Source organism: Gilliamella sp. Fer1-1, assembly GCF_001690825.1.
In the GTDB taxonomy this organism is placed as follows: domain Bacteria; phylum Pseudomonadota; class Gammaproteobacteria; order Enterobacterales; family Orbaceae; genus Gilliamella; species Gilliamella apicola_C.
Genome location: NZ_LZGX01000031.1, coordinates 23,132 through 49,885 on the forward strand (window position 1 = coordinate 23,132; position 26,754 = coordinate 49,885).

A 26,754-nucleotide genomic window follows, 5' to 3' on the forward strand; every position below is an offset into this window, starting at 1 on the left:
TTTGATAAGAGGCAAGATTATTTTTTTATTGTCTTAGTAACTGATGATGTACTCAGATAACATAATATTAATGTTATATATCTAATAATTTTCTTTTATAGAATAATATTAATTAACCTTAATTATAAAAATTGAAATTTATCTAATTGATTATTAATATTAATTTAATTTTACTTATAATTATTAAATAACAAATCACTACGTAAAATTAAACATAAAAATGAGTGTAAATATGCTCAATAAAATATACGTGAATATAAACATAAAAATAGATATAATTATTTATATTGATTAGTGGTTTAAAAATCATACAGATACAAAAATAGGGAAGAATAAGAGTAAAATATTATGAAAATGAATATTGAAGAAGAAAGATTTAAATATCAAACAGATTACTTAAAAAAAAACCCAAGAGCTTGTTTTTGGATATTGCAAAAATTACGAGATAATTTCTTGGATAGCTTTTCACAAGAGCAAAGAGTAAGTATAGCATGTTCAAATAACCATTCATTGAGGGTCAAAATTTTATGTGATTATTTTAGCTCACCTGAAACACCTATTAGCCTTAGTTCATTAATAAGTGAATGGAATGAAATAGAAAAAAAAACTAAACCATTTCAATGGATAGATATTAAAAACAAAGATCAAGTATATTGGTTTTATATGCATATTAGAAGGAAAATAAATTCAAATAATTATGATTTCACCGCAATCACTGATTTAGTCCATATGGAACTTAGTGAGTTGTACTATATAGCGCATTATATTTTTGACGATTGGAGTTCTTCTCAAGAAAGTAAAGAACTTCTTCAAATTAAGATGAAAAAAAATTGGGAGCAAAAGAAATATAGAGGTAAAGTAAAAGGGAAAAAAGTATTAAATATTTATTTGGAATCTAAAGTTAAAGATGAGTTAAAGAAACTAGCAAAAGAAAATAATAAAACAATAACAGACTTTGTTGAAAATTTAATTCAAAAAGAAGTTAAATTAGTTAATGAAAGGAAAAGAAGAGAAGAAAATATAAAAAAAATGAATAAAAATAGGCGTCCTCTTCTAGGTAAAGATGCTTCATTCTCTCCTCCAGAGGGTCTTTTTAATCTTCCCAAAAAATATAGATAAAAAAATTTTACATCTAAGCGATCTTCATCTTTTCCAGTAAAGATAAGCCATCAAGACCATTTTATGGATACATACCATTATCGAACCAAATGTATCCGGATTTGTATCCAAAATTGTGCTTGATTTAGGGTAACTTCAATTGAGTTTGGTTGAGTAGTAAAACTTGGTGGAAGTCTTGTGCAAACAGCTTTTGTTAGAAATGTTAATAAATAATTGTTACAAATTAGTTCAAAATAAATCAAATCCAAGTGATTTCTCTTAAGCCTTGCAAACAAAGGCCTCAAGGCCATTTTATGGATACACGCCATTATCGAACCAAATGTATCCGGGTTTGTATCCGAAATTGTACTTGATTTGGGGTGATTTCAGTTGAACTCGGTTGAGTAGTGAATCTTAGTGAAAGTCTTATCTGAAAAGGCTTTAGATATAAAAAACCTGCTAGAAGCAGGTCTTAGAATTTGGTGATTGGTGCCCGGACGCGGAATCGAACCACGGACACGGGGATTTTCAATCCCCTGCTCTACCGACTGAGCTATCCGGGCAACAATGGATGCACATTAAACACGATTTGTAAGTGTCAGTCAATCCCTTTTGTAAAATTTTTTAAAAAATATTTATTGCTTGGTTGAAAATTAGCTAATCATCTTCATATTAATAGCTAATTTCTAATATTATTCCTTTGTGCTTATAGGATTGTTATATGCGATTTGTTGGTTTTATTCTCTTTTTTATTTATGTTTATTTTGAAATCAGTGTTTTTATAGCTGTTGCAAATTCAATTGGTGTTTTACTTGCATTAATCTGTATTATTGCAACGTCAATTCTTGGTTTTTCATTAGTTAAAACACAAGGTTTGAAAAATCTAAGTATTATGCAACAAAAAATCGCTAATCATCAAAGTGCTAAAGCTGAAATTATAAAAAGTGTATCTTTGCTTTTTTCTGGTTTTTTCTTACTTATTCCTGGTTTCTTAACTGATATTGTTGGCGCAATTTTATTAATTCCCCGTGTTCAAGATTATATTGTAGAATTTATAGTTCGAAAAATACCGATGAGATTTCAATTTTCATCATCGCAAACACATTATCAAGATAGTGATATTATTGAAGGTGAATTCAAACGTAAAGATGATTGATAAATAATCAATTAGACTTTTTTTAGTTTTCTTCCCTTGAAGAATTTAAAATTGTCCCCATATAGTTTGCACTACATTTGAAAATCATAATTGCATGATTTATTGATAATAATTGTTTTAATTAAAATTAGTGCTAGGAGATAACTAATGAAAATTCGTCCATTGCATGATCGCGTGATCATTAAACGCAAAGAAGTAGAATCAAAATCAGCGGGTGGTATCGTGTTAACAGGTTCAGCTGCTGGTAAATCAACACGAGGTGAGGTTTTAGCTGTTGGTAATGGTCGCATTTTAGAAAATGGTCAAGTACAGCCATTAGATGTGAAAGTGGGTGATATCGTAATTTTTAACGAAGGATATGGCGTTAAAACAGAAAAAATCGATAACGAAGAAGTGCTTATCTTATCAGAAAGCGATATTTTAGCCATTGTTCAAGCATAACTGGCAAATAATTAAACTATAGACAGAATTTAGGAGAAATACGAAGATGGCAGCTAAAGATGTAAAATTTGGTAACGATGCTCGCATCAAAATGCTTCAAGGTGTTAATGTATTAGCCGATGCAGTTAAAGTAACTTTAGGTCCAAAAGGGCGTAATGTAGTATTAGATAAATCATTTGGCGCACCAACTATTACTAAAGATGGGGTTTCTGTTGCTCGTGAAATCGAATTAGAAGATAAATTCGAAAATATGGGTGCACAAATGGTTAAAGAAGTGGCTTCAAAAGCAAACGATGCAGCGGGTGACGGTACAACCACTGCTACTGTACTTGCTCAAGCAATTGTTAATGAAGGTTTAAAAGCTGTTGCTGCAGGTATGAATCCAATGGATTTAAAACGCGGTATTGATAAAGCCGTTGTTGCAGCTGTTGAAGAACTTAAAAAATTATCTTCTCCTTGTGCTGACTCTAGAGCAATTGCACAAGTTGGTACCATTTCAGCTAACTCTGATGAAACCGTTGGTACTTTAATTGCTCAAGCAATGGAAAAAGTAGGCAAAGAAGGTGTTATTACTGTTGAAGATGGTACAGGTTTACAAGATGAGCTTGATGTTGTTGAAGGTATGCAATTTGATCGTGGTTACTTATCACCATACTTCATTAACAAACCTGAAACAGCAACAGTTGAATTAGATAGCCCATATATTTTATTAGCTGATAAAAAAATCTCTAATATTCGTGAATTATTGCCAGTGCTTGAAGCGGTCGCTAAAGCAGGTAAATCATTATTAATTATTGCGGAAGATGTTGAAGGCGAAGCATTAGCGACTTTAGTTGTAAATACTATGCGCGGTATTGTTAAAGTTGCAGCTGTTAAAGCACCTGGTTTTGGTGATCGTCGTAAAGCTATGTTACAAGATATTGCAATCTTAACTGCTGGTACTGTAATTTCAGAAGAAATTGGTTTAGAGCTTGAAAAAACAACACTTGAAGATTTAGGCCAAGCTAAACGTGTTGTTATCAATAAAGACAATACAACCATTATTGATGGCGTTGGTGAAGAGTCTTTAATTAAAGCGCGTGTTGAACAAATTCGTAAACAAATCGAAGAATCAACTTCTGATTATGATAAAGAAAAACTTCAAGAACGCGTTGCTAAATTAGCTGGCGGCGTTGCAGTAATTAAAGTTGGTGCAGCAACTGAAGTTGAAATGAAAGAGAAGAAAGCGCGTGTAGAAGATGCGTTACACGCTACTCGTGCAGCAGTTGAAGAAGGTGTTGTTGCTGGTGGTGGTGTTGCTCTTGTTCGTGCTGCATCAGCGATTTTAGAACTTAAAGGTGCTAACGAAGATCAAAATGTAGGTATAAAAGTCGCTCTTCGTGCAATGGAAGCGCCATTACGTCAAATCGTGACTAACTGTGGTGAAGAAGCATCAGTTGTGGTTAATGCGGTTAAAGGTGGCAAAGGTAACTATGGTTACAATGCTTCAACTGAAGAGTATGGTGATATGATTGCAATGGGCATCTTAGATCCAACTAAAGTAACTCGTAGTGCATTACAATACGCAGCGTCTGTTGCCGGCCTTATGATTACTACTGAATGTATGGTTACTGATTTACCTAAAGATGATAAAGCTGATTTAGGTGCTGCTGGTGGTATGGGCGGCATGGGTGGTATGGGCGGAATGATGTAATCTCATCTGTTGCTACTCCTTAAACTTATCAATATAAACCACTCGTTCATGCGAGTGGTTTTTTCTTATTAATTTCTTTCCTTATTTGTACCAAATAAAACAAATTAAAAATACGCCGTTAAATTGATTAAAGTTAAATATAAAGCTTGATAATACTTTCATATGTCAGTAAATGGCTTAAATTATATGTGTTGCTCATTTTCCTTTTTTATTATCAATAGCAGTTTTACTTGTCAAAATAAACTGTTAAATAGATAATAACATGATGAAAAGATGGCATTTGTCTTTTCTATAGGAGTAAATTAATTATTCCAAACTTTCTCCTTTTCATTTGAAATAGGATTTAAAATAGCTAAATAATAAGGAAAAAAACAATGAGTGTATCTTCTAAGAGAAAAGTAACTAGCACTGAACAAAATGATTCTTCAGTTAGGCAACGACAAAAAAGCACTAAAGTAGAAAATCCGCTTTCAAATATTCAACAAAATACTTTTTTTAAAGTTATTTTTTCAGATAATCTTTCACTTGAACAGAAAGTAGAAGAAGTCACTCATATTTTAGAATTTACTGATAATAAAGAAGCTGATAGAGCCAAAATTCAAGAATTTGATACATTTAAAGAATATCTACAATCCATTTCAGAAGAGATGTCTAAACAGCGCATCGAAATGACTGATACCGAAGTATTCGCTGAGTTACAGCGGGTATATTCTGACTTTAATAATGACCTTAATGACTTTATTGAAAAAATTAAACCACTTACTGAACTTACAGACGCACTGTATAACTTACGCCAAAATGGTGAGACTCGAAATGCTTTAGCGCAAATAAAAGCGGATCAACAATGGGATGAAGAAAAGATAGCGCAACAAGCAAGCGTGCAAAGCGAAATTACTAGTATTGAAGAGAAAATAACTAATTTGCAAAAAGAAATCGTTTTGTTACAAAATGATAGGAAATTTTTTGGTTTAGGAAAAATTAAAGTTGCATCACAAGCTAAAATCACTGCTAATGAGGAAACTATTGTACAGTTACAACAGCAAATACAAAATAAACAAAAAGAATTAAGTGATATTCAGATAGAAATTGCACAACGTCACGAGCAACGCAAGGATTCAATCGATGTTGAAAAACTAAAGGAGTTACTGAACCTAACTTCAGAACAGCATACATTACGCCAAGCTGATATGGTTGAATCGGCATTAAAATTTGTTAATCAAGGCAAAGAACGTTTTGGTGCAATTCGTAATCACCTTGAAAAAATGGTTAAACAAATAGAAGGGCTTAGCGATAATAATGGCAATATGATACAAATTTATGCCATTATGAACGAAGCGACTAAAAAAGTTGAGAAAGTTCACCGCGAACGTAGAGAAGAGCTTGAGCATAAAGATGTTGGTGACAACCTATTAGAATCAATGAAGCTTGATGAAGCTAGACGCAATTTAGATGAACATATCGATGCTGTATCAACAGCAACGGTTGATACCATGCAAACCTATGGTGAATTAACAACGGAAGCCATTAAAATTCGCAATATGCAAGCTGCAACCAAAAAACAAGTTGAAAGTGCCAGAGCAATGCATTCACGAGGAATTGCATCAGTTGCTTCACAACTTAGTGTTGTGGTTACTGCTGTTAACTCAGCAGCAATTAATGAGGCACAATCTATGGCAGGTAATACTCTAGCTGAAATGACACGAGTAACAAATGACATAGCTAAAAATGAAGCCATCCGAATCGCAACAGGTCGTGATGAAATTAATAATGATTTAGAAGCGATGTTACAGAACTTAGCAGAATTTGGTGACACTCAAAAAGAAGCTACTGAAATTACACGTTCAGCATTAGAAACAATGCGAGCAAATTTAGAAGAAATTGAAAGAATGTCTAAAGATGTTCAAAATGATACGCGAGAATTTATTGCTGTGACAGGTGATGTTTTATCAGAAAAATCTGAGAATAAAAAAGAGAGCTCGCAAACTGCCTCTCCCTTTAAACTATAATAAAGGAATGCACAATGTATTTAGTTAGAGGGCGTGAATATTTAGCGCAATACCCTAATTTTACTTTAGTGGGTCGGGAACATGATTTAGAAAGAATATCATCTATTCTTATACGAAAATCATCAAATTCACTTTTGCTAACAGGTCCTGCTGGTGTTGGTGTTTCAATGCTTACCCTTGGTTTGCAAGCAGCTAAAAACAGCCCAGATACACCGTTTGATTTGATTGTAAAAAAACTGTTTTGGTTAAATTGTGATGCGCTTTTTTCTAGTGGTGATAGCGCTAAGATAAACAATGAGTTTCAAAGTATTTTAAAAAAGCTAATGCAAACTCCAGAATCAGTATTGATTATTACTGATACGGCTAATTTTTTAGAAGCAGCACATAATACTGGCAATGCTCATTTTATCAATGCATTAAATAACGCAGACAAAGCAAATAATTTCCAAGTTATTTTAGAAGTCCGCGATGATAAATTGAGTAATGTATTAAAAGCCAGTACAAACATGCCAGAGCTTTACACTCTTTATGATGTTAAAGAGCCGATTGGGGATGATTTAAGATCGATTGTTTCTAGTGTTGCTAAAGAGCTATCTGCATACCATAAAATTGAAGTTGATGAAGATGCTGTTGAAGAAGCGATACATTTAACCAGTAAGTATCGAGATAGTTTAGGTTTAGGTGGAGCACAACCGCAACGAGCGATTGCTCTACTTGATCGTGCGCTTGCAAGTTATCGCCAACTTACGCATAAACAGCATCCTAAAATAATTGAGCTAATGAATAAGATAGCCAAAAGTACCAATGAAACAGAAAAGCAAGATTTGCAACAACAACTTGAACAATGGCAACAAGATTGGCAAGAATTAAAGTCAGAAATCAATAAAACTTACCAATATCAACGTGAGGCCGAAACATTACGCTTTAAATTGCAAGATGAGATCAACCAATTGCAAGAAGAAGAGGATAATAATAAAAATTCGGAATCAACAACAATAAAAACCTTTGCACAGCTAACCGCTGGTGGATTTGACTCACCGGCTGTTACCAAATTAAAGGAAAAGATTCGACAGATTGATGCAGAAATAGTACAAAATAACGAACAACACCAAAAATTGGTTATGCTAGCTAACAAAGATTTACGGCTTAACCGTCAAGAAGTTATCACTGAATTTAGCAAAGTTTCAGGAATACCTACAAACAAACTAGATGAAAATGAAGTTGAAAACTTGATTAATTTAGAGGCAAATTTATTATCGAGAATTTTTGGTCAAGATAATATTGTTAAACATGTCGCTAATTCGGTAAAAGTCGCTAAAGTCGATGCGCTAGAAGAATCAGGTCCAGCCATGTCTTACCTATTTTTAGGTCCATCCGGTGTAGGTAAAACTGAGATGGCTAAAGCCTTAGCGCAATATGTCTATGGTGATGAAAAATCATTGGTACGTTTTGATATGTCTGAATACATGGAAAAACATGCTGTTGCTAAATTGATTGGTGCGCCACCAGGATATGAAGGATTTGAAGCTGGAGGCATTTTGACAAACTCTGTTAGAGCAAAACCAGTTGGAATCTATCTATTTGATGAGATTGAAAAAGCACATCCTGATGTATTTAATATCTTTTTACAGATTTTATCGGATGGACGATTAACTGATAATATCGGTCGAACAGTCGATTTTTCTGATATTATGATTATTATGACTTCAAATATCGGGCAACCTTATTATTTAGATCCAAACCTTTCTGATGAAGCTGCGTGTGAATTGGCAACAAATGACCTGAATAACACTTATCGTTCAGAACTACTTAATCGTTTTAACGGACGAGAAAATATTCTCCATTTCAAACGCTTGCCAATGGTCGTTATCGAGCGAATTATTCGCCGTGAAATTGACAAATTGAATCAAGCATATCAACCTCGAGGTTTTTCTGTAGAAATATCTGATTCTTGCATAAGCTCATTTTGTCATGATCACTACGATTTAATTCGTGGTGCGAGAGGATTACCTGGTTATATTAAAGCAAATATTAGACCAGTTATCGTCAATCATATTTTGCAAAATCCTCATGACAAAGGTGCCTTTAAAGCGGTCTATAATCAACAGGCTCGTAGCTTTGATATGACATTTTGTAAAATTTAAAAAGATTTAAATAGAAGTATTTTCCATAAACTGTTACCTATAACAGGTAACAGTTTAGTTAACTAAATTGGTTTCAATCTTATCTATTAGATACTTTAACGTGATAAATGCTATTATGATAGTCCTGTTTGAAAAGCTAAGCGATGTTACTAGATGAAAACAAGTGAAAGTCTAATTAGATAGATGTTGATAAAGCGTAATTGTGCCAATCATAATAAGCGCTAAACCGCCTAAAAATTCTGCTCGTTTACCAATTAAACAGCCTAATTTATTACCTAATAATAATCCAATCGTTACCATTAAACAGGTTGCTATGCCAATCATTGTTGCAGCCCAATAAATATTCACGCTTGCTAACGCTAATCCAATACCAACAGCAAATGCATCTATACTGGTTGAAATAGCTGTAAAAATTAGCATTAGAAAGGATTTTTTTGATGATGTTTCTCTATCCTCTAGGCAATCTTCATCAGTTTTTTTAAAGCTGTTGTAAATCATGTTAATACCTAAAAATAACATGACAGTAAAAACAACCCAGTGATCCCATTGTTCGATATATTTCAGTGCAATATAGCCAACTAACCAGCCGAGGATTGGCGTAATAGCTTCAACAACACCAAATAAAATACCGACTTTGAGTGCACCTAAAAATGGGGTTGATTTAAGCGAAACCCCGCGGCATACAGCGACAGCAAAGGCATCGGTCGACATAGCCAGTGCTAATAATAAAATAGCCCAAAAACTCATGATATCTTCTTTAAAAAATTATAATGATGATGTTATTACGGTTTAAATAATAATATTTTATAGCTTACTATTTTGTGACTGAAAACAAATAATTGGCAACTTTCATATCGCCCTTTTTCTGATAAATCTCAGCTATTTTTTTCACATTATCACGCCGATTTGCGTCGTATTGAAAAAGTTGCTTAAACATTAACTCAGCTGTTTTTTTATCATTATTTTGGATAGCACAATATCCATATTGTTCATAGGTATCAGCTTTCCAACGGTGGCGATCTAAATCAAGACTTTGCTTAAATTGTTGCTGTGCTTCTTGGTAACGATCTCGCCCACATAAAAAAGAGCCATAATGCACATGATATAATCCATTACCAGGTTGCATAAAAATAATGCGCTTATAGATCATCTCGGCTTCCTCGTATTCACCAACATGTTGATCAAACATTGCCATTGCTAGCATAATTTGTGGGTTATTTGGTGAGTATTGTGCCGCTAATTTGAGGTTATAATGTGCTGCTTTGACATTAGCTTCAGATCCATTTGCGTTGGCAAGATAGCCTAACCCAAGGCGCATTCTTGCTAAAGCGGCTTTTTCTGGATCAAATTCATCGCTGTTTTTGATTTGACAACCAGATAAAATGATCAGAGCAAAACAGTTTAATATCAAGCTTCTTTTCATCAACTTCCCCTTTTTGCTGTTTTTTTCCTTTATAATGTTTGTTGCACCAAGCTTTGTTTTTTATACAGCGTTCTTTTGGTACGATCAACAACTTCACCAGCTAATTGGCCACATGCGGCATCAATATCGTCACCGCGCGTTTTTCGAACAATTACAGTAAAACCATATCCCATCAATGTTTTCATAAATCGATCGATACGCGAATTAGAGCAACGAGAATAAGGCGCACCAGGAAACGGATTCCAAGGAATTAAGTTAATTTTACTTGGTACATTTTTTAGGAATTTAGCAAGTTCGTGTGCGTGTTCAACACCGTCATTAACTTGATTAAGTAATACATATTCGATAGTAACTTTTCCATGATTCGCATTTGAACAAGAAAGGTAGCGTAAAATTGAATCACGCAACATAGTCATATTGTATTTTTCATTAATTGGCATGATTTCACTGCGAATAGTATCGTTAGGCGCATGAAGTGATATCGCCAGTGCCACATCAATCATACCCGCGAGCTTATCTAAAGCAGGAACAACCCCTGAGGTGGATAGTGTTACACGCCTTTTTGACAAACCATAGCCAAAATCATCTAGCATAATTTCCATCGCGGGCACTACATTAGATAAATTAAGTAACGGCTCTCCCATCCCCATCATAACGACGTTGGTAATTGGTCTATCCGCCAGTTTGCCTGTTACACCAATAGCATTTGATGCGCGCCATACTTGGCCAATAATTTCAGAAACGGTTAAGTTTCGGTTAAATCCTTGTTGTGCGGTAGAACAGAATTTACATTCTAATGCACAACCAACTTGTGATGAAACACATAATGTTGCACGATCACGTTCTGGAATATAAACCGACTCAATCATTTGGTTATTGCCCACATCAAGCGCCCATTTAATTGTGCCATCAGATGAACGTTGCTCCATTGCAATCATTGGCGCTTTAATTTCAGCTAACGTTTTTAGTTGTTCTCTTAGCTTTTTATTGATATCGGTCATTTGGTCAAAATCATCTACCCCAAAATGGTAGATCCATTTCATCACTTGATCGGCTCTAAATGGTTTTTCACCTAGTGAAATAAAAAACGCTCTTAATTGTTGGCGTGTAAAATTGAGTAAGTTTACTTTTTCTTTACTTGGGTTCATTGTGGTTAGATTTATTGAGTTTGAAGTATCTGATAAATTTACAGACATATTTGACGTACATAGTGTTGACATAAGGCCTCGTTTTTACACATTATGGCTATTTCAATTTTTAGGAAAAAGATTATACTGTTTTTCATCTCATCTTACTATAAAGAATATATGTAATATTTAAAATGAAAAGTAAATTAATAAATTTAAAAACACTTCTTATTTTAATCTCATCATTAACGTTAATTTTATGTTCGAGTATTACCATGGCGCAAACAATTCCATTAAATAAACTAACAGGGCAGTTTGATGAAAAAAAAGATAGTGATTTTATTGCATTGGATTTAACTCAATTACCAGTTAATAAAAAGGGAATGTATTTACAAAAAGAAGTTGCTGATCAGCTAATAAAAGCGTTTAAAGACTTCAAAAAAGATCACCCCAATATTCCTTTTATTGTGGTAAGTGCAACACGTAATTACGCTTACCAAAACGGGATTTGGCAACGAAAATGGGATGCTTTATCTCATAAGCTCAATGACCCAGAGAAAATTGCCCGAGAGATTTTAAAATACTCATCAATGCCAGGCACATCAAGGCACCACTGGGGTACAGATATTGATATTACTAGCGTTTCATCTGCATATTTTAAAAATGATAAAAAGGGCATCATTCTTTACAAATGGTTGCAAGAAAACCTACCCAAATATGGATTTTGCCAAGCATTTAATGAGGGGCGAAAAGGCGGATATCAACCCGAAGAATGGCATTGGTCCTACAAGCCCATCGCTAGCCAATATATTGCGCAGTACAAAGCGATACTAGAAAGTGATCCAGACGCTATTATAAAAACTTTAGATTTTATAGGTCACGATAAAATTAAGCTAGAAAGTCTAGTTAAACAGTACGTGCTCACCATTAATAGCGACTGTTATTAATCGTTAATTACTGCTTCTCCAATAAGGCAATTCGATTGTTACAACTAATCCACCACCATCACGATTGGTTGCTTGAATAGTGCCGTTATGCATAATAACGGTCTTTCTTGCAATCGCAAGGCCTAACCCGTAACCTTTGCCTAATTGAGGAGACTGGATACGGACAAATGGCTCAAAAATACTCGATAGTTTATTAGCTTCTACACCAGGCCCACGATCTTTAACTTCAATTTGTAAATACTTGCCTGCTTCTTTTAATGAAACTTCGACAGCTTGTCCAGCTTTAGAGAAGCGAATCGCATTACGAATAATGTTTTCTATAGCTCGGCGAATTTGCTCTGAGTTACCTTTAACAATAGAATGAGCAACGGGCGATAAGTTGAAATGCACATCAATGAGCTGATGATTAGCCTCATAGTTAGCATCATTAATTACTACACTTATTAAGTCTTTTAAATCAAAATATTCATCGGTACGATTATTCATTTCAGCACGAGAATAGTTTAGAATCTCACCGATTAGCTGATCTAATCGTTCTGACTCTAATTCGATTCTAGCTAATGCGGTATCAATATTTTGTTTGTTTTGTTGAGCAAGCCCAATCGCTAGTTGCAAACGAGCAAGTGGTGTTCTTAGCTCATGTGAAACATCATGAAGAAGAGCTTGACGATCTGAGATAAGAATATTAAGTTGCTCAACCATCATATCAAAATCTTTACCTAATTCGCTAAGCTCATCACGCCTAGGTTTTAATTTTTGGAATAATCGAACAGAAAGATCACCCTGAGATACGCGAAAAAAACCTTGTCTTAATAACCGCATGGGTCTAGTTAGATTCCATGCCAAAAACAAGCTAAAAGCTAGCCCAACACATATTCCCATTAACACAATTGGCATTGGCATATTGAATAATGTCTTTTTATCATCTTTATCCTTATCTTCTTTAAATGAAATAGAATAAAGCGTGCCATCAGGCGCGACAGCCATGCGTTGATAGACATAGGTTGGTGTTTCTAATTCGTCGGTCAAAATATTGACTTGCTCATTGATTGGAGAAACTAATTTTATTGATAATAAAGCCCTTTCTCGTTCAGGTAAATGGGCTATAAAATTAAGCGTCTCATCTTCGCCTGCTACATGTAATAGCTGGGCTATCATATCCACTTTTGTCGGCATATGATTCAGAAATTTTTGATTTTTATTTTCTACATAAACAGAAAATGCAATCCAAGTTAATTGGAAAGTGAGGTAGAAGATAACCCAAAATATAATGAGTATTTTCCAAAATAATCGACGATTCATAGCAAGCCTATTGGTTGTTAGCGGATACGATAACCGACAGCCCTAATTGTTTCAATTGTCACATCATTTTGTGCTATCTGATGTAGTTTTTGTCGAATGTTACTAATATGAACATCAACACTACGATCATAAAGTTCTCGTGCTCGGCCAAGACCGATCTCTGATAACTCCTCTTTAGTTACTACCCGCTCGCTATGTTTTACTAATAAAACTAATAAATTAAACTCGGTTGATGTTAAATCAATAGCTTTTCCATTCCACGTGCATAAACGTTGGGGAAGATCTAAGGTTAAGCCATTAAAATGGTATTTTTTATCATCAACTGTTTCTACTGAACGTTCATCAAAACGACGTAAAACAGCACGTAATCGGGCTAACAACTCACGCGGATAACAAGGTTTTGGGATATAATCATCAGCGCCTAATTCTAATCCTAAAACGCGATCAATATTATCGCCTTTGGCCGTTAACATAATAACTGGCATATTACGCTGTTGCCGTATGCTTTTAAGGACATCAATACCATTAATGTCAGGTAACATCACATCTAAAATTGCAGCACGGTATTTTCCTGACAATGCTTCATCAATACCATCTTTACCCAAATAAACACTCTTGATATTGAAACCTTCATTAGTCAAATATTCACTAAGCATTTGTGATAGTTCAATATCATCATCAATTAATAAAATATTTATCATAATCGCAATCGCCATTGTTATCTAATTTTAGGTTTTTACATTATTGCAATAATAAAAAAAAAGTCAGGCTCCTTTACTAAAATATTACATATTTTTGAACGAGTAATGATAATGTAATTTACTATTATTAATAATATAAATAGTTTTTAAAGTAGCTCTATGTTACAGCATATATTTTCAAATCAAGTTAATAAGTGGCATTGAGTATTGGTTATGCCAGCGCACTAATTAATTCTAAGTAAAGATACAGTGAAGTAATATTTTTAAAGACCTATACTTTATGAATAAAATATGGAGATAAAAATTGAAACAACAAGTAATTAGGCAAGAAAAATTTAGTGTAGCTATTTAGTGTAGTTAAAAAGAACGCTAGCTATTAGTAAGCAGTAAGTTTGCATTGAAAGTAATTAAATTTTATACTTTTAACGCTTTTTATATAACCAGTTGGCGTATTTTTTTAAAAATATGCTGGACAATATTGTTTTTTATGCGTAATATTTCGTCCTGCTTCTATGGTGGCTATAGCTCAGTTGGTAGAGCCCTGGATTGTGATTCCAGTTGTCGTGGGTTCGAATCCCATTAGCCACCCCATTAACTTATAACGGCGAGTAGCGCAGCTTGGTAGCGCAACTGGTTTGGGACCAGTGGGTCGGAGGTTCGAATCCTCTCTCGCCGACCATTTTTAAATAAAATTCTACTTGTTAGCATTTAGCTATTTTCAGCCCTTGCCTGATATTTTTATTAAATTTATTACAAACCTTTGAAACCAGTTCCTCTCTCAATTTTTGTTATTTTGATTAAATATCGTATTAATATATAATGTCATGTTATCATCTCCTTATTTACAATAATAATTCTTATCTGGCTTGTTTTATGATGATATTTTGTTTTAATAATAAATATCTCTTTATATAAACGCTAATTATTGGAAATAAAATATGAAAAATGTCGGTTTTGTCGGTTGGCGCGGAATGGTTGGTTCCGTTCTTATGCAACGTATGGTTGAAGAGCACGATTTTGATTATATCAATCCTGTTTTCTTTTCTACATCTCAAGCGGGTCAAGCTGCGCCTACTTTTGGCGGTAAGACAGGGATATTACAAAGTGCAGATAATATTGATGCGTTGAAAGCATTAGATATTATTGTTACCTGCCAAGGTGGTGATTATACTTCTGAAATTTATAAAAAATTGCGTGCAACAGGTTGGCAAGGTTATTGGATTGATGCAGCATCAACACTTAGAATGGAAGATGATGCGATTATCGTGCTTGATCCTATTAATAAAGCTAACATCCATACTGCTTTAGATAGAGGAATTAAAACCTTTGTTGGCGGTAACTGTACGGTAAGTTTAATGTTGATGTCACTGGGTGGATTATTTGCTGAAAACTTAGTTGATTGGGTATCGGTTTCAACCTATCAAGCGGCTTCTGGTGGCGGTGCGCGTCATATGCGTGAGTTGCTTACCCAAATGGGGATGTTAAATGCGGAGGTTGCTAAAGAACTACAGGATCCTAATTCTTCTATTTTAGATATTGAGCGAAAAGTGACGCAAAAAATGCGTGACGGTAGTTTACCAACTGATAATTTTGGTGTGCCATTAGCAGGTAGTCTGATCCCTTGGATTGATAAAGCACTTGATAATGGGCAAAGTAAAGAAGAATGGAAAGGCCAAGCTGAAACCAATAAAATTTTAGGGACTGACGAGATTATTCCAGTTGATGGACTTTGTGTCCGTATTGGCGCATTACGTTGTCATAGTCAATCGTTTACGATTAAATTGAAAAAAGATATTAGCGTGCCAGAAGTTGAAAAACTACTTGCTTCCCATAATGATTGGGTTAAAGTTGTTCCAAATGAACGTGAAATTTCGATGCGAGAGCTTACTCCTGCCGCAGTAACAGGCACTTTAACAACGCCTGTAGGCCGCTTACGTAAACTTAAGATGGGCAAAGATTATTTATCAGCTTTTACTGTCGGTGACCAATTATTATGGGGGGCAGCTGAACCATTGCGTAGAATGTTACGCATTTTAGCTTAAACTAGATATAAAAAGTAAAGCCCGATTTGTTGGGCTTTATTTTTATAACTATATTTTTATAACTATAGGCTATGATTCTTTATCTTCCAGCAATGTCATTAATAATGAACCATTAAATAAAGCTTGTTGCACTAATGCAAATGCACCAATTGCTGAACGGTCATTGAGCGATGAACAATGAATAGTAAGATTTTTTCTTAATTCTTCTAAACTTTGTGCGTTTAATGCACTATTTACCGCATGCAATAGTATTTCGGGCGATTTTGTCAATTCACCTGCTAATACAATACTCTGTGGGTTAAAAATATTCACCATCATAGCAACTGCTCTACCAAGATTTTCACCGGCATCTTTGACTAACTTAATTGCCAATTCATCTCCTTGGTTAGCATATTTACAGATATTGGCAATATTACAATTATTCAAACTTAATTTAGTTGGGTAACCTTGCTCAATCATTTGTTTGGCTCGATGCTCAATTGCTTTATTAATAACTCGATTTTCTAAACAACCAAAGTTACCACAATGACAGCGCTCACCTAATGCATCCACTTGGATATGACCAACTTCACCCACCGTTTGATTATGATTAGTTAACAGTTGTTGATTAATAATGATGCCTGATCCAACACCACGGTGTACACGAATCAAAATTGAGTCATCTACATCTTGGGTTGAGCCAAAATAACTTTCCGCTAAAGCTAAACTTTGAATATCATTACCAATAAAAATCGAAATATTAAACTTATGGTGTAATGCTTCGGCTAAAGGCCATGCTTTAACTGGAATATGCGGTGTATAACGAATAATTCCGCGTACAGAGTCGACCAAACCAGGTAGTACAACAGATATTGCCACAAGGTGTTTTATCTTTTTACTATTCTGTTCTATAAATTGTTCAATTAACGCGATTAAATACTCTTCAGCCAATTGCTGGGTAAATGTAGTTAGTGGGTAAATTTCGGTAACTAGATTTTTAGCACCAAGATCATAAAGTTCAATGGTAACACGGGAACGACTTAATTGAACAGCAATTGTTTGATAATAATCAAATTTTGCTTGTATTGAAACGGCTGGTCGCCCGCCTGTTGATTGTTGTGCATCAACTTCTTTTATTAGATTGCTTTTAAGAAGTTGACGAGTAATTTTAGTTATACTTGCTGGTGCTAATTGGCTAATTTCCGCTAGTTGAATTCGAGATACAGGCGCTTGCTGAACAATCAAACGGTAAATCATGGCATAATTTAATTGTTTGATTAATTCAGCATTACCAACTAGATTTAGATAATTAAAGGTCATATTTTATCTCAATATTTTCGTTAACTATCTAGCATTCTAGCTGTTCATCTCTCCATTAACAATCGTTTTCACGTTTGAAAAGTCACGATCAAAAATAACCAAGTTCGCAATTTTATTTTCACTAATTGAGCCAAGTTGTTTATCAACACCAATTGCTTTTGCTGGGTAAAGTGTCGCCATTCTTAATGCTTCATCTAAGGCGATACCCACATATTCGACTGCATTTTTTACAGCTTCTATCATGGTTAAGGAAGAGCCGCCTAACGTCCCATTTTCATCAACACATCGACCATCTTTATAATAAATGGTTTTACCTGCAAATACACCAGATTCTAAGTTTGATCCAGCAAGTAACATTGCATCGGTAATTAAAATTAAATGATCTTGTTTAATTTTGTGGCTATTGCGAATATTTGCCCAACTTACATGTTGACCATCAGCAATAACACCAACATAAACTTCAGGTTCATCATAAATAGCGCCAACAACACCAGGTTCACGCCCAGAAATATAAGGCATGGCATTAAACAGATGCGTTCCCAAACGAATACCATCGTTAAATCCACGACGGCAATCATCATAATGGCCATTAGAATGGCCAACAGACACATGAATACCTGCATTAACCAATTGTTTGATGAAGTGGCTTTCTACTTTTTCTGGCGCTAAAGTAATAATTTTAATGACATCAGCATTTTCACATAAAAAATCAATCATTTCTTGCGATGGTTGTCGAATAATATTTTCATCATGAATACCTTTCTTTTCAGGGCTAATATAAGGCCCTTCAAGGTGCAAGCCAAGTGCTTGGTTTTTATGCGTCGTTAGATATTCACGCATCACTTTAACCGCTTTTATCATGAATTCATCAGTCGATGTGATTAAAGTGGGTAAATAACTAGTACAACCAGAGATAAGATTTGTTGCCTGCATTGCTTCTAAGGTTTCAACACTTAGTGCATCAAGCGTTTCATTAAATTGTACACCACCACAACCATTGACTTGAATATCAATAAACCCAGGCGCAACTATTGCGCCTTGTAAATTTTTAATGGTGATGCCCACCGGCAATTCGTTTTGTTTACAGATTTTTGCAATCTTATCACCGTCGATAATAACAGCGTGATTTTCAAGGATTTCATAACCTGTATAAATACGGCAATTTGTTAATGCGTACATAAGTTTATCCTTTATAAAATGGTTACTTTAAGATTATCAGTTTCCATCTGTTTAAAATATTTTAAGGTTTTCACTTTAAGATCATCAGTACTTGGTTCATCACAAACAATAATTGATGCAGGGTGCATTTGTAGTGCAGTTACGGTCCAAAGATGGTTAACACTACCTTCAACACCTGCTTGCAGCGCTAAGCTTTTGTTATGACCGCAAACTAACAAAATCACTTCTTGTGCATCCATTAAAGTTGCAACACCAATAGTTAATGCATGTTTTGGCACTTGATTGACATCATTATCAAAAAAGCGAGAGTTAGCAATGCGTGTGTCTTCAGTTAATGTTTTAATACGCGTACGAGAACAAAGTGAAGATCCTGGTTCATTAAAGGCAATGTGTCCATCTTGGCCAACGCCACCGACAAAAATATTAATTTTGCCATAAGCTTTAATTTTCGCTTCGTATTGACGGCATTCTTCATCAATATCAGGTGCATTACCGTTTAGTATATGGATGTTATTTTTGTCAATATCAATATGGTTGAAAAAATTTTCATACATAAAAGTATGATAACTTTGCGGGTGATCTTCTGGAAGTCCTACGTATTCATCCATATTAAATGTAACAACATGTTTAAAGCTAACATTTCCGGCTTTATACTGTTTGATGAGTTGTTGATACATAACTAATGGTGAACTTCCTGTTGGTAAACCTAGCAAAAAAGGGCGCTCAGCTGTTGGTTTAAATTGGTTAATTTTATTAACAATACGCTCTGCAACCCAAGCGCCGACTTCTTGTGCATTTTCTAAAGGAATAAGTCTCATGAGATATCACCTCTTTTGATATAATTAAATAAACTCTTTTTTTTTTAAGTAAAAAATGTTGAATATATTTTACTATATTAAGACAATAAATCAAAAAATATAGTGATTTTAGTCACAAAAAAGCAATAATTAATTTGCGAAGTAAAATAATATAAGATGAAATATAATAACCAAGCTGTTTTTACTTAAAAATATATAATTACACATACTTCTTTAAGTACCATTTCAACAAATATGAGGTAACACTTATGGGAATTTTAGCTTATATGCAACGTATCGGGCGCTCACTGATGGTGCCTGTTGCAGTTCTGCCGGCTGCGGCAATACTCCTCGGGTTTGGCTATTGGATTGATCCCAATGGTTGGGGGCAAAACAATATTTACGCCGCTTTTTTAATTAAATCTGGTGGTGCAATTATTGAAAATATGCCAATACTTTTTGCTATTGGTGTTGCTTACGGCATGTCTAAAGATAAAGATGGTGCGGCTGCCTTGTCTGGTTTGGTTGGTTTTTTAGTTGTTACAACCTTACTTTCTCCCAATTCTATTGCCTTATTTAATGGCATTGACACCAGTTTAGATGGGTGGGATGCCCAAGTTCCAGCGGCATATAAAAAAATAAATAACCAATTTATTGGTATACTTGTCGGTATTATTGCTGCGGAACTTTATAATCGTTTTAGCCAAGTTGAATTACATAGAGCATTATCTTTCTTCAGTGGTAAAAGGCTTGTACCTATTATTGTTTCAGTTGTTATGCTATTAATTTCAGCTATTTTATTTTTTGTTTGGCCGACTATCTATGATGCACTGGTCGCTTTTGGTAAATATATTAAAGAATTAGGTGCTGTTGGTGCAGGTATTTATGGGTTCTTCAACCGCTTACTTATTCCGGTTGGTTTACACCATGCTTTAAACTCAGTATTTTGGTTTGATGTGGCTGGAATTAATGATATTCCAAACTTCCTAGGTGGACAAAAATCTATTGAAAGTGGGTTAGCAACAGTAGGTATTACTGGCCGTTATCAGGCAGGATTTTTCCCTGTGATGATGTTCGGCTTGCCTGGTGCAGCGTTAGCTATGTATCATACAGCTAAAAAAGGTAATAAAGATAAAACGGCATCAATCATGTTAGCTGCTTCATTTGCTGCATTTTTTACAGGCGTTACCGAGCCGTTAGAATTTGCCTTTATGTTTGTTGCACCTATGCTTTATTTTGTACACGCTGTTTTGGCTGGTATCTCACTTTATATTGCTGCTGCAATGCAATGGATTGCAGGATTTGGTTTTAGTGCTGGTTTAGTGGATATGCTACTTTCAAGTCGTAATCCGCTTGCTGTTCACTGGTATATGTTAATTCTTCAAGGATTAGTGTTCTTTGTTGTTTATTATGTGGTATTCCGCTTTGTTATTGTTAAATTTAACCTTAAAACACCGGGTCGTGAAGACGATGATACTACTGTTTCATCAACTGAAAATGTTCAGCAAAAGCAAACTGTTGGTGATATTTCTAAACTTGCCGAGCAATATTTAGCAATTGTAGGTGGTAAAGAAAACCTAACTAATATTGATTCTTGTATTACACGTTTGCGTTTAGGTGTAAATGATTCTGATCTAATTGATGAACCAGCAGCCAAAGCACTAGGAGCAATGGCAGTTATTAAATTAGGTAAAACGGGCGTACAAATTGTCGTTGGAACGCAAGCTGAAAAAATTGCCGACGGGATGAAAAAGCTAGTCTAATTAAGTTAAAATAAAACTTATTCGATTAAATCGACTTAACATGGTAATCCATCTTATTAATCAGCTTTGCTGAAAGGTAAGGTGGATTATTTATACTATATGAATTTATATCGTATAAAAATATAGCTAATAAAAATCAGATTAGTTTTATTGTTGAATATTATATTTGTAAAGAAGTTTCAGGAAATATATACTTTTCACTATAAAATCAAAACCGTAAGATGACATCTTGAATAGAAAGTAGTTGACTTATAGATAGCGCATCAAGCACTTTATTAGGAATATTTAATGTGGCATTTGCTAAATTTCGTGCTTCTAATGAAGATTCGCATACATAAACATCTTCGATATCATAAAGCTCAAGCATATTAAGTGTAGCAATATAATCACGCATTAAAATTTGATTAGGTTGTTGATTAGGCAATAAATGCAATACCCCATTATTTATGAAAAAAACCGAAACATGATTGATGGCTGATACAGCTAAAGCTACATCGAGCGCTTCTCGACCTTTAGCATTTCCATGCGGTGGTGAGCTAATAATAATTGCCACTTTTTTCATTCTAACGACCTTAAATCAAAATTGAACCGTACGATCTGACATAGCAATTGATTCACTCAGTTCACCAAGCCCTGTTAATTCAAAATGTTCAGCAATATTACCCTCAGTAACACCACGTCTTTGCGCTGCTGCGACACACACAGCTAATGTTAATGAATATTTCTTTGCTAACTGTTGCCATGCTACAACTAAATTAAACTCATCATTAGCTGGATCTGTATAATGATTGGCATTATATATGCCATCAGCATAAAAAAAGATATTTTTAATTGAATGAGAAGTTTTTGTCAGCAATGTATGCGCAAATTGGTAAGCGCAATAAGCAGATTGGGTCCCATAAGCAGGACCCAAAACAACAAGTGTATAATTTAATGAATTCACAAAATTATTTTGCTTTCTGTGAGTTAGTTTCTTGTGAATTTTGGTCTTTGGTATTACCATTATCAATACCCAATAATTCAACTTCAAAAACCAAGGTTGAGGCAGGTTGAATAGAGGCTTTATCATTTTGACCAGGGAAACTCTGATCTCCATAAGCTAATTCAGGTGGAACCACTAGTTTAATTTTACCGCCAACGCCAATTAATTGAATGCCTTCTGTCCAACCTTTAATTACGCCGTTAAGTGGGAATGTTGCTGTTTCACCTCGATCATAAGAGCTATCAAATTTACGCCCATCAGTTAATGTCCCTGTATAATGAACAATAACGGTATCTTCAGCTGTTGGATGGCTCTCTGAACCCTCTTTAATGATTTGATAAAGCAATCCAGATTTGGTTTTTTTAACGCCATCTTGTTTAGCAAATTCTTCACGAAATTTATTGCCAGCAGCTGTATTATCTGCTTTTTCTTTTTCAAAACGTGCTTTACTTTCTTCTTGAATACGTTTACCAAAAGCATCTAAAACATCTTTAACCTGCTCTTTTGAAAGCTGAGATGCATCACGGAATGTTTCATTGAAACCACTGATTAAATATTCTTGATCAGGCTTAATTTCATTTTGTTCCAAATTTGATTTCATATAGGTTGCGAATGATGAACCTAAAGCATAAGCTTCTTTTTGTGCATCAGTTGAAAGAGTGACTTTGCTTTCCGTTGTTTCAGTATTCGATTCAGCTGTTTTTTTATCATCACATCCCGATAATGCTAAAACAATGGCGCCACTTACTAAGGTCATTTTAATCAATGATTTCATTATACTTCTCCAAGTTATAAACTTTTTAGTTGATTATTTTAATTATTATATATGATTTGGTATAGGATAATATAGTGCTTGTGGATCATTTATTTTATAAATTTGTATTAATATGTTGATAACAAATTAGAGTAGACAATATTTCGCAATTTAAATCATCCTTGAGTGAAAGCGGTATCCTCAGTTATAATGTATAGAATTTAGAGTAAATAATGTATAAGGATAGCTATTTTGACTACCGAACTTAATGCCCTTGATATTGAAGAGATCATCAGTTTATTACCCCATCGTTACCCATTTTTAATGGTTGATCGCGTGATTAGTTATGAAAAAGGTAAAACATTAAAAGCGATAAAAAATGTGACGGTGAATGAGCCATTCTTTCAAGGACACTTCCCAAACAAACCAATTTTCCCTGGTGTATTAATTTTAGAAGCCATGGCACAAGCAACGGGTATTTTGGCATTTAAAAGCATTGAAGAGCTGTCTCCTGGGCAACTTTATTATTTCGCTTCAATTGACAAAGCGCGTTTTAAACGCCCTGTTGTACCTGGTGATCAGCTTGTACTTGATGTTGAGTATATTAAAGAGCGTCGTGGTATTGCGCTATTCCATGGTGTTGCAACTGTTGATGGCAAGTTAGTTTGCGAAGCCGAAATGATGTGCGCTCGTAAATAACATTTGGTATTTAAAATATTCCAAATTGTTTTAAGGAAATACTATGGCAACTGAAATACATCCAAGTTCAGTCATTGAGAAAGGCGCTAAAATTGGCGATAACGTCAAAATTGGACCTTTTTGTTTTATTGGTGAAAATGTTGAAATTGGTGACGGAACCTTTTTAAAATCACACGTTGTCATCAATGGTCACACCAAAATTGGTAAAGATAACCAAATTTATCAATTTGCTTCAATTGGTGAAGTAAACCAAGATCTTAAATACCGCGGTGAGCCAACACGCACTGAAATTGGGGATCGCAATATGATCCGCGAAAGCGTAACCATTCACCGTGCTACCATTCAAGGTGGCAATTTGACTCGCATCGGTAGTGATAATTTATTTATGATCAATGCTCATGTTGCACACGATTGTCATATTGGCGACCACTGTATCTTAGCCAACAATGCAACGCTCGGTGGGCATGTTCAGTTAGATGATCATGTGATTATTGGCGGTATGACCGCAGTGCACCAATTTTGTGTTATTGGATCGCATGTGATGGTTGGTGGCTGTTCAGGCGTTGCGCAAGACGTTCCACCTTATGTTATTGCTCAAGGTAATCATGCAATACCTCATGGCGTAAATTACGAAGGCCTAAAACGTAGAGGGTTTAGCAAAGAAGCTTTACAAGCGATTCGTAACTGCTATAAAACCCTTTATCGAAATGGCCTAACGTTAGAAGAAGCCAAAGTTCAAATTGAAGCTGTTGCAAAACAACAGCCTGAAGCCCAACTTTTTATTGACTTCTTTACCCGTTCAACGCGAGGCATCATCCGTTAATGGTCAATAAACCGTTAACTATTGCTCTAGTTGCTGGAGAAACCTCTGGTGATATTCTTGGCGCAGGATTGATTCGTGCGCTGAAAAAACATCATCCCAATATTGAATTTGTTGGTATTGCTGGCCCTCAAATGCAAGCCGAAGGTTGCCAAGCTTGGTATGAAATGGATGAATTGTCAGTTATGGGCATTGTTGAAGTATTGGGGCGTTTACGTCGTATTTTATCAATCCGTCGAGATATCACTCAACGCTTAATTCAGCTTAAACCTGATATATTTATTGGTATTGACGCGCCTGATTTTAACCTTTCTTTAGAAGGTAAATTAAAGCAAGCAGGTATAAAAACCATTCATTACGTTAGCCCTTCGGTTTGGGCTTGGAAACAAAAACGTGTTTTCAAAATTAAACGCAATACCAATCTTATTTTAGCTTTTTTGCCATTTGAAAAAGCGTTTTATGATAAATTTGATGTACCTTGCCGTTTTATCGGTCACAAAATGGCGGATGACATTGCACTTAACCCAAATCAACACGCTATGCGCCAACAATTAGGTATTCCGCTTAATAGTCGTTGTATAGCTTTATTACCTGGTAGTCGTCATGCTGAAGTTGCATTATTATCAGCACCTTTTTTAAAAGCGGCAATACTCTTGCGTAAGCGCTATCCTGATCTACATATTGTTGTGCCACTAGTCAATGCGAAAAGACGACAAGAGTTTGAACAAATTAAAGCCGAAATAGCACCAACACTTGATGTACAATTATTAGATGGACATGCCCGTGAAGCAATGATTGCCAGTAATGCCGCAATTTTAGCTTCAGGCACAGTAGCACTAGAATGTATGTTAGCTAAATGTCCGATGGTTGTTGGCTATAAAATGAAGCCTTTCACATTTTGGCTCGCTAAAAAATTAATTAAAACACCTTATGTTTCTTTACCTAATATTTTAGCGGGTAAAGCGATTGTGCCAGAGCTATTACAGCAAGATTGCACACCTGAAAATATTACTAATCATATTATTTCTTTTTTAGAAAGCGACAATAGTATATTGAAGGAAACCTTTCTATCTTTACATAATCAAATTCGTTGTAATGCCGATGAACAAGCAGCACAAGCGGTAATTGATGTAATTAGAGGATCCACATAGTTGTTAGATTTTACTTACCCAAATGCAACACTGATTGCTGGCGTTGATGAAGTTGGTCGAGGTCCGCTTTGTGGTGATGTGGTTACCGCTGCGGTTATCTTAGATCCTAACAAGCCCATTATAGGCTTAACTGACTCTAAAAAACTAACTGAAAAAAAGCGTGAGCAATTATTTGATATAATTAAGCAAGATGCTTTAGCTTGGAGCATTGCAAGGGCATCTGTAGACGAAATAGATAAATTGAATATACTACATGCTACCATGCTTGCTATGCAACGTGCGGTATCGGCATTACCCATAAAGCCCAATTTTGTGTTAGTTGATGGCAATCGTTGTCCAGATTTTGGTATTCAAACTCAAGCGGTAATTAAAGGGGATTTGTTGGTGGCCGAAATCAGTGCAGCTTCCATCTTAGCTAAAGTTACTCGTGATCGTGAAATGGTTGAGCTTGATAAGTTGTATCCACAATATGGTCTTGCTAAGCATAAAGGTTATCCAACTAAAGCGCATTTAGCTGCAATAAAAGAACATGGTATTAATCATTTATATCGTAAAAGTTTTGCACCAGTTAAGCGTTTAGCCGTATTTTAATTTACCATTGTTTGTCAACTGTTGTCAGTAAGGGGGAATTAAAAATAGAAACTGGTGAAATAACCGTTTCTTGATAAGGAATTTTGTTTCCATAACGCTCTTTTAATTTTTTCTTCACGACAGGTGATGAAAGATTAAAATCTTTGATAGTTTGTAATTGACCAATTTTCAATTTCAAAGCCTTATCATAAATTTTCCAGATTAACTCAGAACAATAGATATAATTATTGTCCCAACCAAACCAGATATCATAAGGTTTGCCTTCAAAACTACTTGCGACTTGCTTTAATTTAGCAATTTCGCTATGGGATAGATTGTGATTTTTTAAACGTTTTATGATGTAGTTTTTATTTTTACCACGTGCAATCCAACTATTTAGTGGTGTATAAACGACTTTATTAGCAGCTTCAAAAACATATGGCTTACCATTATTTTTAATAAAAATAATTCCCATATGACTGTATGGAGAGTTTGTAGCTTGTTCAACTGCCAGGCTTTGTCTTGATTGTGAGGATTGAAAAATAATATCCCCATCTTGAGGTTTATAACTAGCAATACTAATAAAGCTAGCTAAAGACAGCATAAACAATATAACAAAACGCATTAAATTTACCTTTAGCTGTAAATAATGCTATAAAA

25 protein-coding genes and 3 tRNA genes are annotated in these 26,754 nt (G+C 34.8%); 15 read left to right on the plus strand and 13 right to left on the minus strand.

The window, feature by feature from the left end:
* Positions 1 to 348: 348 nt before the first annotated feature.
* On the plus strand, positions 349 to 1,119 hold the full coding sequence (locus A9G28_RS03905; RefSeq protein ID WP_065579827.1) for a hypothetical protein: 771 nt from the start codon (positions 349 to 351) through the stop codon (positions 1,117 to 1,119).
* A gap of 466 nt (positions 1,120 to 1,585) precedes the next feature.
* Here A9G28_RS03905 and A9G28_RS03910 read toward each other — a convergent pair.
* A tRNA-Phe gene (locus A9G28_RS03910) sits at positions 1,586 to 1,661 on the minus strand.
* Between the two features lie 158 nt (positions 1,662 to 1,819).
* On the opposite strand from A9G28_RS03910, the gene A9G28_RS03915 reads away from it, so the two are divergent.
* The 5 genes from A9G28_RS03915 (at position 1,820) to A9G28_RS03935 (ending at position 8,538) form a co-directional block, all read left to right on the plus strand.
* Positions 1,820 to 2,254 carry an FxsA family protein gene (locus A9G28_RS03915; RefSeq protein ID WP_065568238.1) on the plus strand — a complete coding sequence of 145 codons (435 nt, stop codon included), beginning with the start codon at positions 1,820 to 1,822 and terminating at the stop codon, positions 2,252 to 2,254.
* A gap of 147 nt (positions 2,255 to 2,401) precedes the next feature.
* On the plus strand, positions 2,402 to 2,695 hold the full coding sequence (locus tag A9G28_RS03920) for a co-chaperone GroES (protein WP_034915350.1): 294 nt from the start codon (positions 2,402 to 2,404) through the stop codon (positions 2,693 to 2,695).
* Between the two features lie 46 nt (positions 2,696 to 2,741).
* Positions 2,742 to 4,388 carry a chaperonin GroEL gene (gene groL / locus A9G28_RS03925; protein WP_065568239.1) on the plus strand — a complete coding sequence of 549 codons (1,647 nt, stop codon included), beginning with the start codon at positions 2,742 to 2,744 and terminating at the stop codon, positions 4,386 to 4,388.
* Between the two features lie 374 nt (positions 4,389 to 4,762).
* Positions 4,763 to 6,394: a hypothetical protein gene (locus tag A9G28_RS03930; RefSeq protein WP_065579828.1), complete on the plus strand. Its 1,632-nt coding sequence runs from the start codon at positions 4,763 to 4,765 to the stop codon at positions 6,392 to 6,394.
* Positions 6,395 to 6,408: 14 nt separating this feature from the next.
* The gene (locus A9G28_RS03935) at positions 6,409 to 8,538 is read left to right on the plus strand and encodes an AAA family ATPase (protein WP_065579829.1); all 2,130 of its coding nucleotides are present in this window, start codon (positions 6,409 to 6,411) and stop codon (positions 8,536 to 8,538) included.
* A gap of 171 nt (positions 8,539 to 8,709) precedes the next feature.
* Here the strand turns inward: A9G28_RS03935 and A9G28_RS03940 are convergent, their stop codons facing one another.
* The 3 genes from A9G28_RS03940 to A9G28_RS03950 all read right to left on the minus strand — a co-directional run bounded on the left by A9G28_RS03940 (position 8,710) and on the right by A9G28_RS03950 (position 11,109).
* Positions 8,710 to 9,285 carry a manganese efflux pump MntP gene (locus A9G28_RS03940; RefSeq protein ID WP_065579830.1) on the minus strand — a complete coding sequence of 192 codons (576 nt, stop codon included), beginning with the start codon at positions 9,283 to 9,285 and terminating at the stop codon, positions 8,710 to 8,712.
* Positions 9,286 to 9,352: 67 nt separating this feature from the next.
* On the minus strand, positions 9,353 to 9,961 hold the full coding sequence (locus A9G28_RS03945) for a hypothetical protein (protein WP_065568243.1): 609 nt from the start codon (positions 9,959 to 9,961) through the stop codon (positions 9,353 to 9,355).
* A gap of 29 nt (positions 9,962 to 9,990) precedes the next feature.
* On the minus strand, positions 9,991 to 11,109 hold the full coding sequence (locus A9G28_RS03950; protein ID WP_442903050.1) for a bifunctional tRNA (adenosine(37)-C2)-methyltransferase TrmG/ribosomal RNA large subunit methyltransferase RlmN: 1,119 nt from the start codon (positions 11,107 to 11,109) through the stop codon (positions 9,991 to 9,993).
* A 173-nt stretch (positions 11,110 to 11,282) separates the two neighbouring features.
* On the opposite strand from A9G28_RS03950, the gene A9G28_RS03955 reads away from it, so the two are divergent.
* Positions 11,283 to 12,035, plus strand: coding sequence for a M15 family metallopeptidase (locus tag A9G28_RS03955; RefSeq protein WP_065579831.1), 753 nt, complete (start codon positions 11,283 to 11,285; stop codon positions 12,033 to 12,035).
* A 3-nt stretch (positions 12,036 to 12,038) separates the two neighbouring features.
* Here the strand turns inward: A9G28_RS03955 and A9G28_RS03960 are convergent, their stop codons facing one another.
* Both A9G28_RS03960 and A9G28_RS03965 read right to left on the minus strand, forming a co-directional pair.
* A complete protein-coding gene (locus tag A9G28_RS03960) occupies positions 12,039 to 13,337 on the minus strand; it encodes an ATP-binding protein (protein ID WP_065579832.1) in 1,299 nt (432 codons plus the stop codon).
* 17 nt (positions 13,338 to 13,354) lie between these two features.
* Complete coding sequence (locus A9G28_RS03965; protein ID WP_065568294.1) at positions 13,355 to 14,035, minus strand: response regulator transcription factor; 681 nt, start codon at positions 14,033 to 14,035, stop codon at positions 13,355 to 13,357.
* 518 nt (positions 14,036 to 14,553) lie between these two features.
* Between A9G28_RS03965 and A9G28_RS03970 the strand changes: the two genes are divergently transcribed.
* From A9G28_RS03970 to asd, 3 genes are all read left to right on the plus strand, one after another.
* Positions 14,554 to 14,629: transfer RNA gene (locus A9G28_RS03970), tRNA-His, on the plus strand.
* Positions 14,630 to 14,640: 11 nt separating this feature from the next.
* Positions 14,641 to 14,717 (plus strand) — tRNA-Pro (locus tag A9G28_RS03975).
* Positions 14,718 to 14,976: 259 nt separating this feature from the next.
* Positions 14,977 to 16,080 (plus strand): aspartate-semialdehyde dehydrogenase, encoded by a 1,104-nt coding sequence (asd, locus tag A9G28_RS03980; protein ID WP_065579833.1) that lies wholly within the window; start codon positions 14,977 to 14,979, stop codon positions 16,078 to 16,080.
* A gap of 69 nt (positions 16,081 to 16,149) precedes the next feature.
* On the opposite strand, the gene A9G28_RS03985 is transcribed toward asd, so the two are convergent.
* Genes A9G28_RS03985 through nagB form a run of 3 tightly spaced genes read right to left on the minus strand, consistent with a single transcriptional unit; the run spans position 16,150 to position 19,376 of the window.
* Entirely contained in the window at positions 16,150 to 17,379 is a 1,230-nt protein-coding gene (locus tag A9G28_RS03985; RefSeq protein WP_065579834.1) for an ROK family protein, read from the minus strand.
* Between the two features lie 36 nt (positions 17,380 to 17,415).
* The gene (nagA, locus tag A9G28_RS03990; protein WP_065579835.1) at positions 17,416 to 18,558 is read right to left on the minus strand and encodes an N-acetylglucosamine-6-phosphate deacetylase; all 1,143 of its coding nucleotides are present in this window, start codon (positions 18,556 to 18,558) and stop codon (positions 17,416 to 17,418) included.
* Between the two features lie 11 nt (positions 18,559 to 18,569).
* Positions 18,570 to 19,376, minus strand: coding sequence for a glucosamine-6-phosphate deaminase (nagB, locus tag A9G28_RS03995; RefSeq protein WP_065568249.1), 807 nt, complete (start codon positions 19,374 to 19,376; stop codon positions 18,570 to 18,572).
* Between the two features lie 248 nt (positions 19,377 to 19,624).
* On the opposite strand from nagB, the gene nagE reads away from it, so the two are divergent.
* The gene (gene nagE, locus A9G28_RS04000) at positions 19,625 to 21,118 is read left to right on the plus strand and encodes an N-acetylglucosamine-specific PTS transporter subunit IIBC (RefSeq protein ID WP_065579836.1); all 1,494 of its coding nucleotides are present in this window, start codon (positions 19,625 to 19,627) and stop codon (positions 21,116 to 21,118) included.
* Between the two features lie 208 nt (positions 21,119 to 21,326).
* Here the strand turns inward: nagE and tusC are convergent, their stop codons facing one another.
* From tusC to fkpA, 3 genes are read right to left on the minus strand one after another with little or no spacing between them, the layout of a single operon-like run.
* Positions 21,327 to 21,680, minus strand: a complete 354-nt coding sequence (gene tusC, locus A9G28_RS04005; protein WP_065568251.1) for a sulfurtransferase complex subunit TusC — start codon at positions 21,678 to 21,680, stop codon at positions 21,327 to 21,329.
* Positions 21,681 to 21,695: 15 nt separating this feature from the next.
* The gene (gene tusD, locus A9G28_RS04010) at positions 21,696 to 22,061 is read right to left on the minus strand and encodes a sulfurtransferase complex subunit TusD (RefSeq protein WP_065568252.1); all 366 of its coding nucleotides are present in this window, start codon (positions 22,059 to 22,061) and stop codon (positions 21,696 to 21,698) included.
* Positions 22,062 to 22,065: 4 nt separating this feature from the next.
* Complete coding sequence (fkpA, locus tag A9G28_RS04015) at positions 22,066 to 22,875, minus strand: FKBP-type peptidyl-prolyl cis-trans isomerase (RefSeq protein ID WP_065579837.1); 810 nt, start codon at positions 22,873 to 22,875, stop codon at positions 22,066 to 22,068.
* A 231-nt stretch (positions 22,876 to 23,106) separates the two neighbouring features.
* Between fkpA and fabZ the strand changes: the two genes are divergently transcribed.
* Genes fabZ through rnhB form a run of 4 tightly spaced genes read left to right on the plus strand, consistent with a single transcriptional unit; the run spans position 23,107 to position 26,115 of the window.
* Positions 23,107 to 23,553, plus strand: coding sequence for a 3-hydroxyacyl-ACP dehydratase FabZ (gene fabZ, locus A9G28_RS04020; RefSeq protein ID WP_065568254.1), 447 nt, complete (start codon positions 23,107 to 23,109; stop codon positions 23,551 to 23,553).
* Positions 23,554 to 23,596: 43 nt separating this feature from the next.
* Entirely contained in the window at positions 23,597 to 24,376 is a 780-nt protein-coding gene (gene lpxA, locus A9G28_RS04025) for an acyl-ACP--UDP-N-acetylglucosamine O-acyltransferase (RefSeq protein ID WP_065579838.1), read from the plus strand.
* Entirely contained in the window at positions 24,376 to 25,524 is a 1,149-nt protein-coding gene (gene lpxB, locus A9G28_RS04030) for a lipid-A-disaccharide synthase (RefSeq protein WP_065579839.1), read from the plus strand. Before lpxA ends, lpxB begins: the two co-directional genes overlap by 1 nt.
* Positions 25,525 to 26,115: a ribonuclease HII gene (gene rnhB / locus A9G28_RS04035; protein WP_065568257.1), complete on the plus strand. Its 591-nt coding sequence runs from the start codon at positions 25,525 to 25,527 to the stop codon at positions 26,113 to 26,115. It abuts the gene before it with no gap.
* A gap of 1 nt (position 26,116) precedes the next feature.
* Here the strand turns inward: rnhB and A9G28_RS04040 are convergent, their stop codons facing one another.
* Positions 26,117 to 26,719 (minus strand): YiiX family permuted papain-like enzyme, encoded by a 603-nt coding sequence (locus A9G28_RS04040; protein WP_065568258.1) that lies wholly within the window; start codon positions 26,717 to 26,719, stop codon positions 26,117 to 26,119.
* Positions 26,720 to 26,754 lie beyond the last annotated feature (35 nt).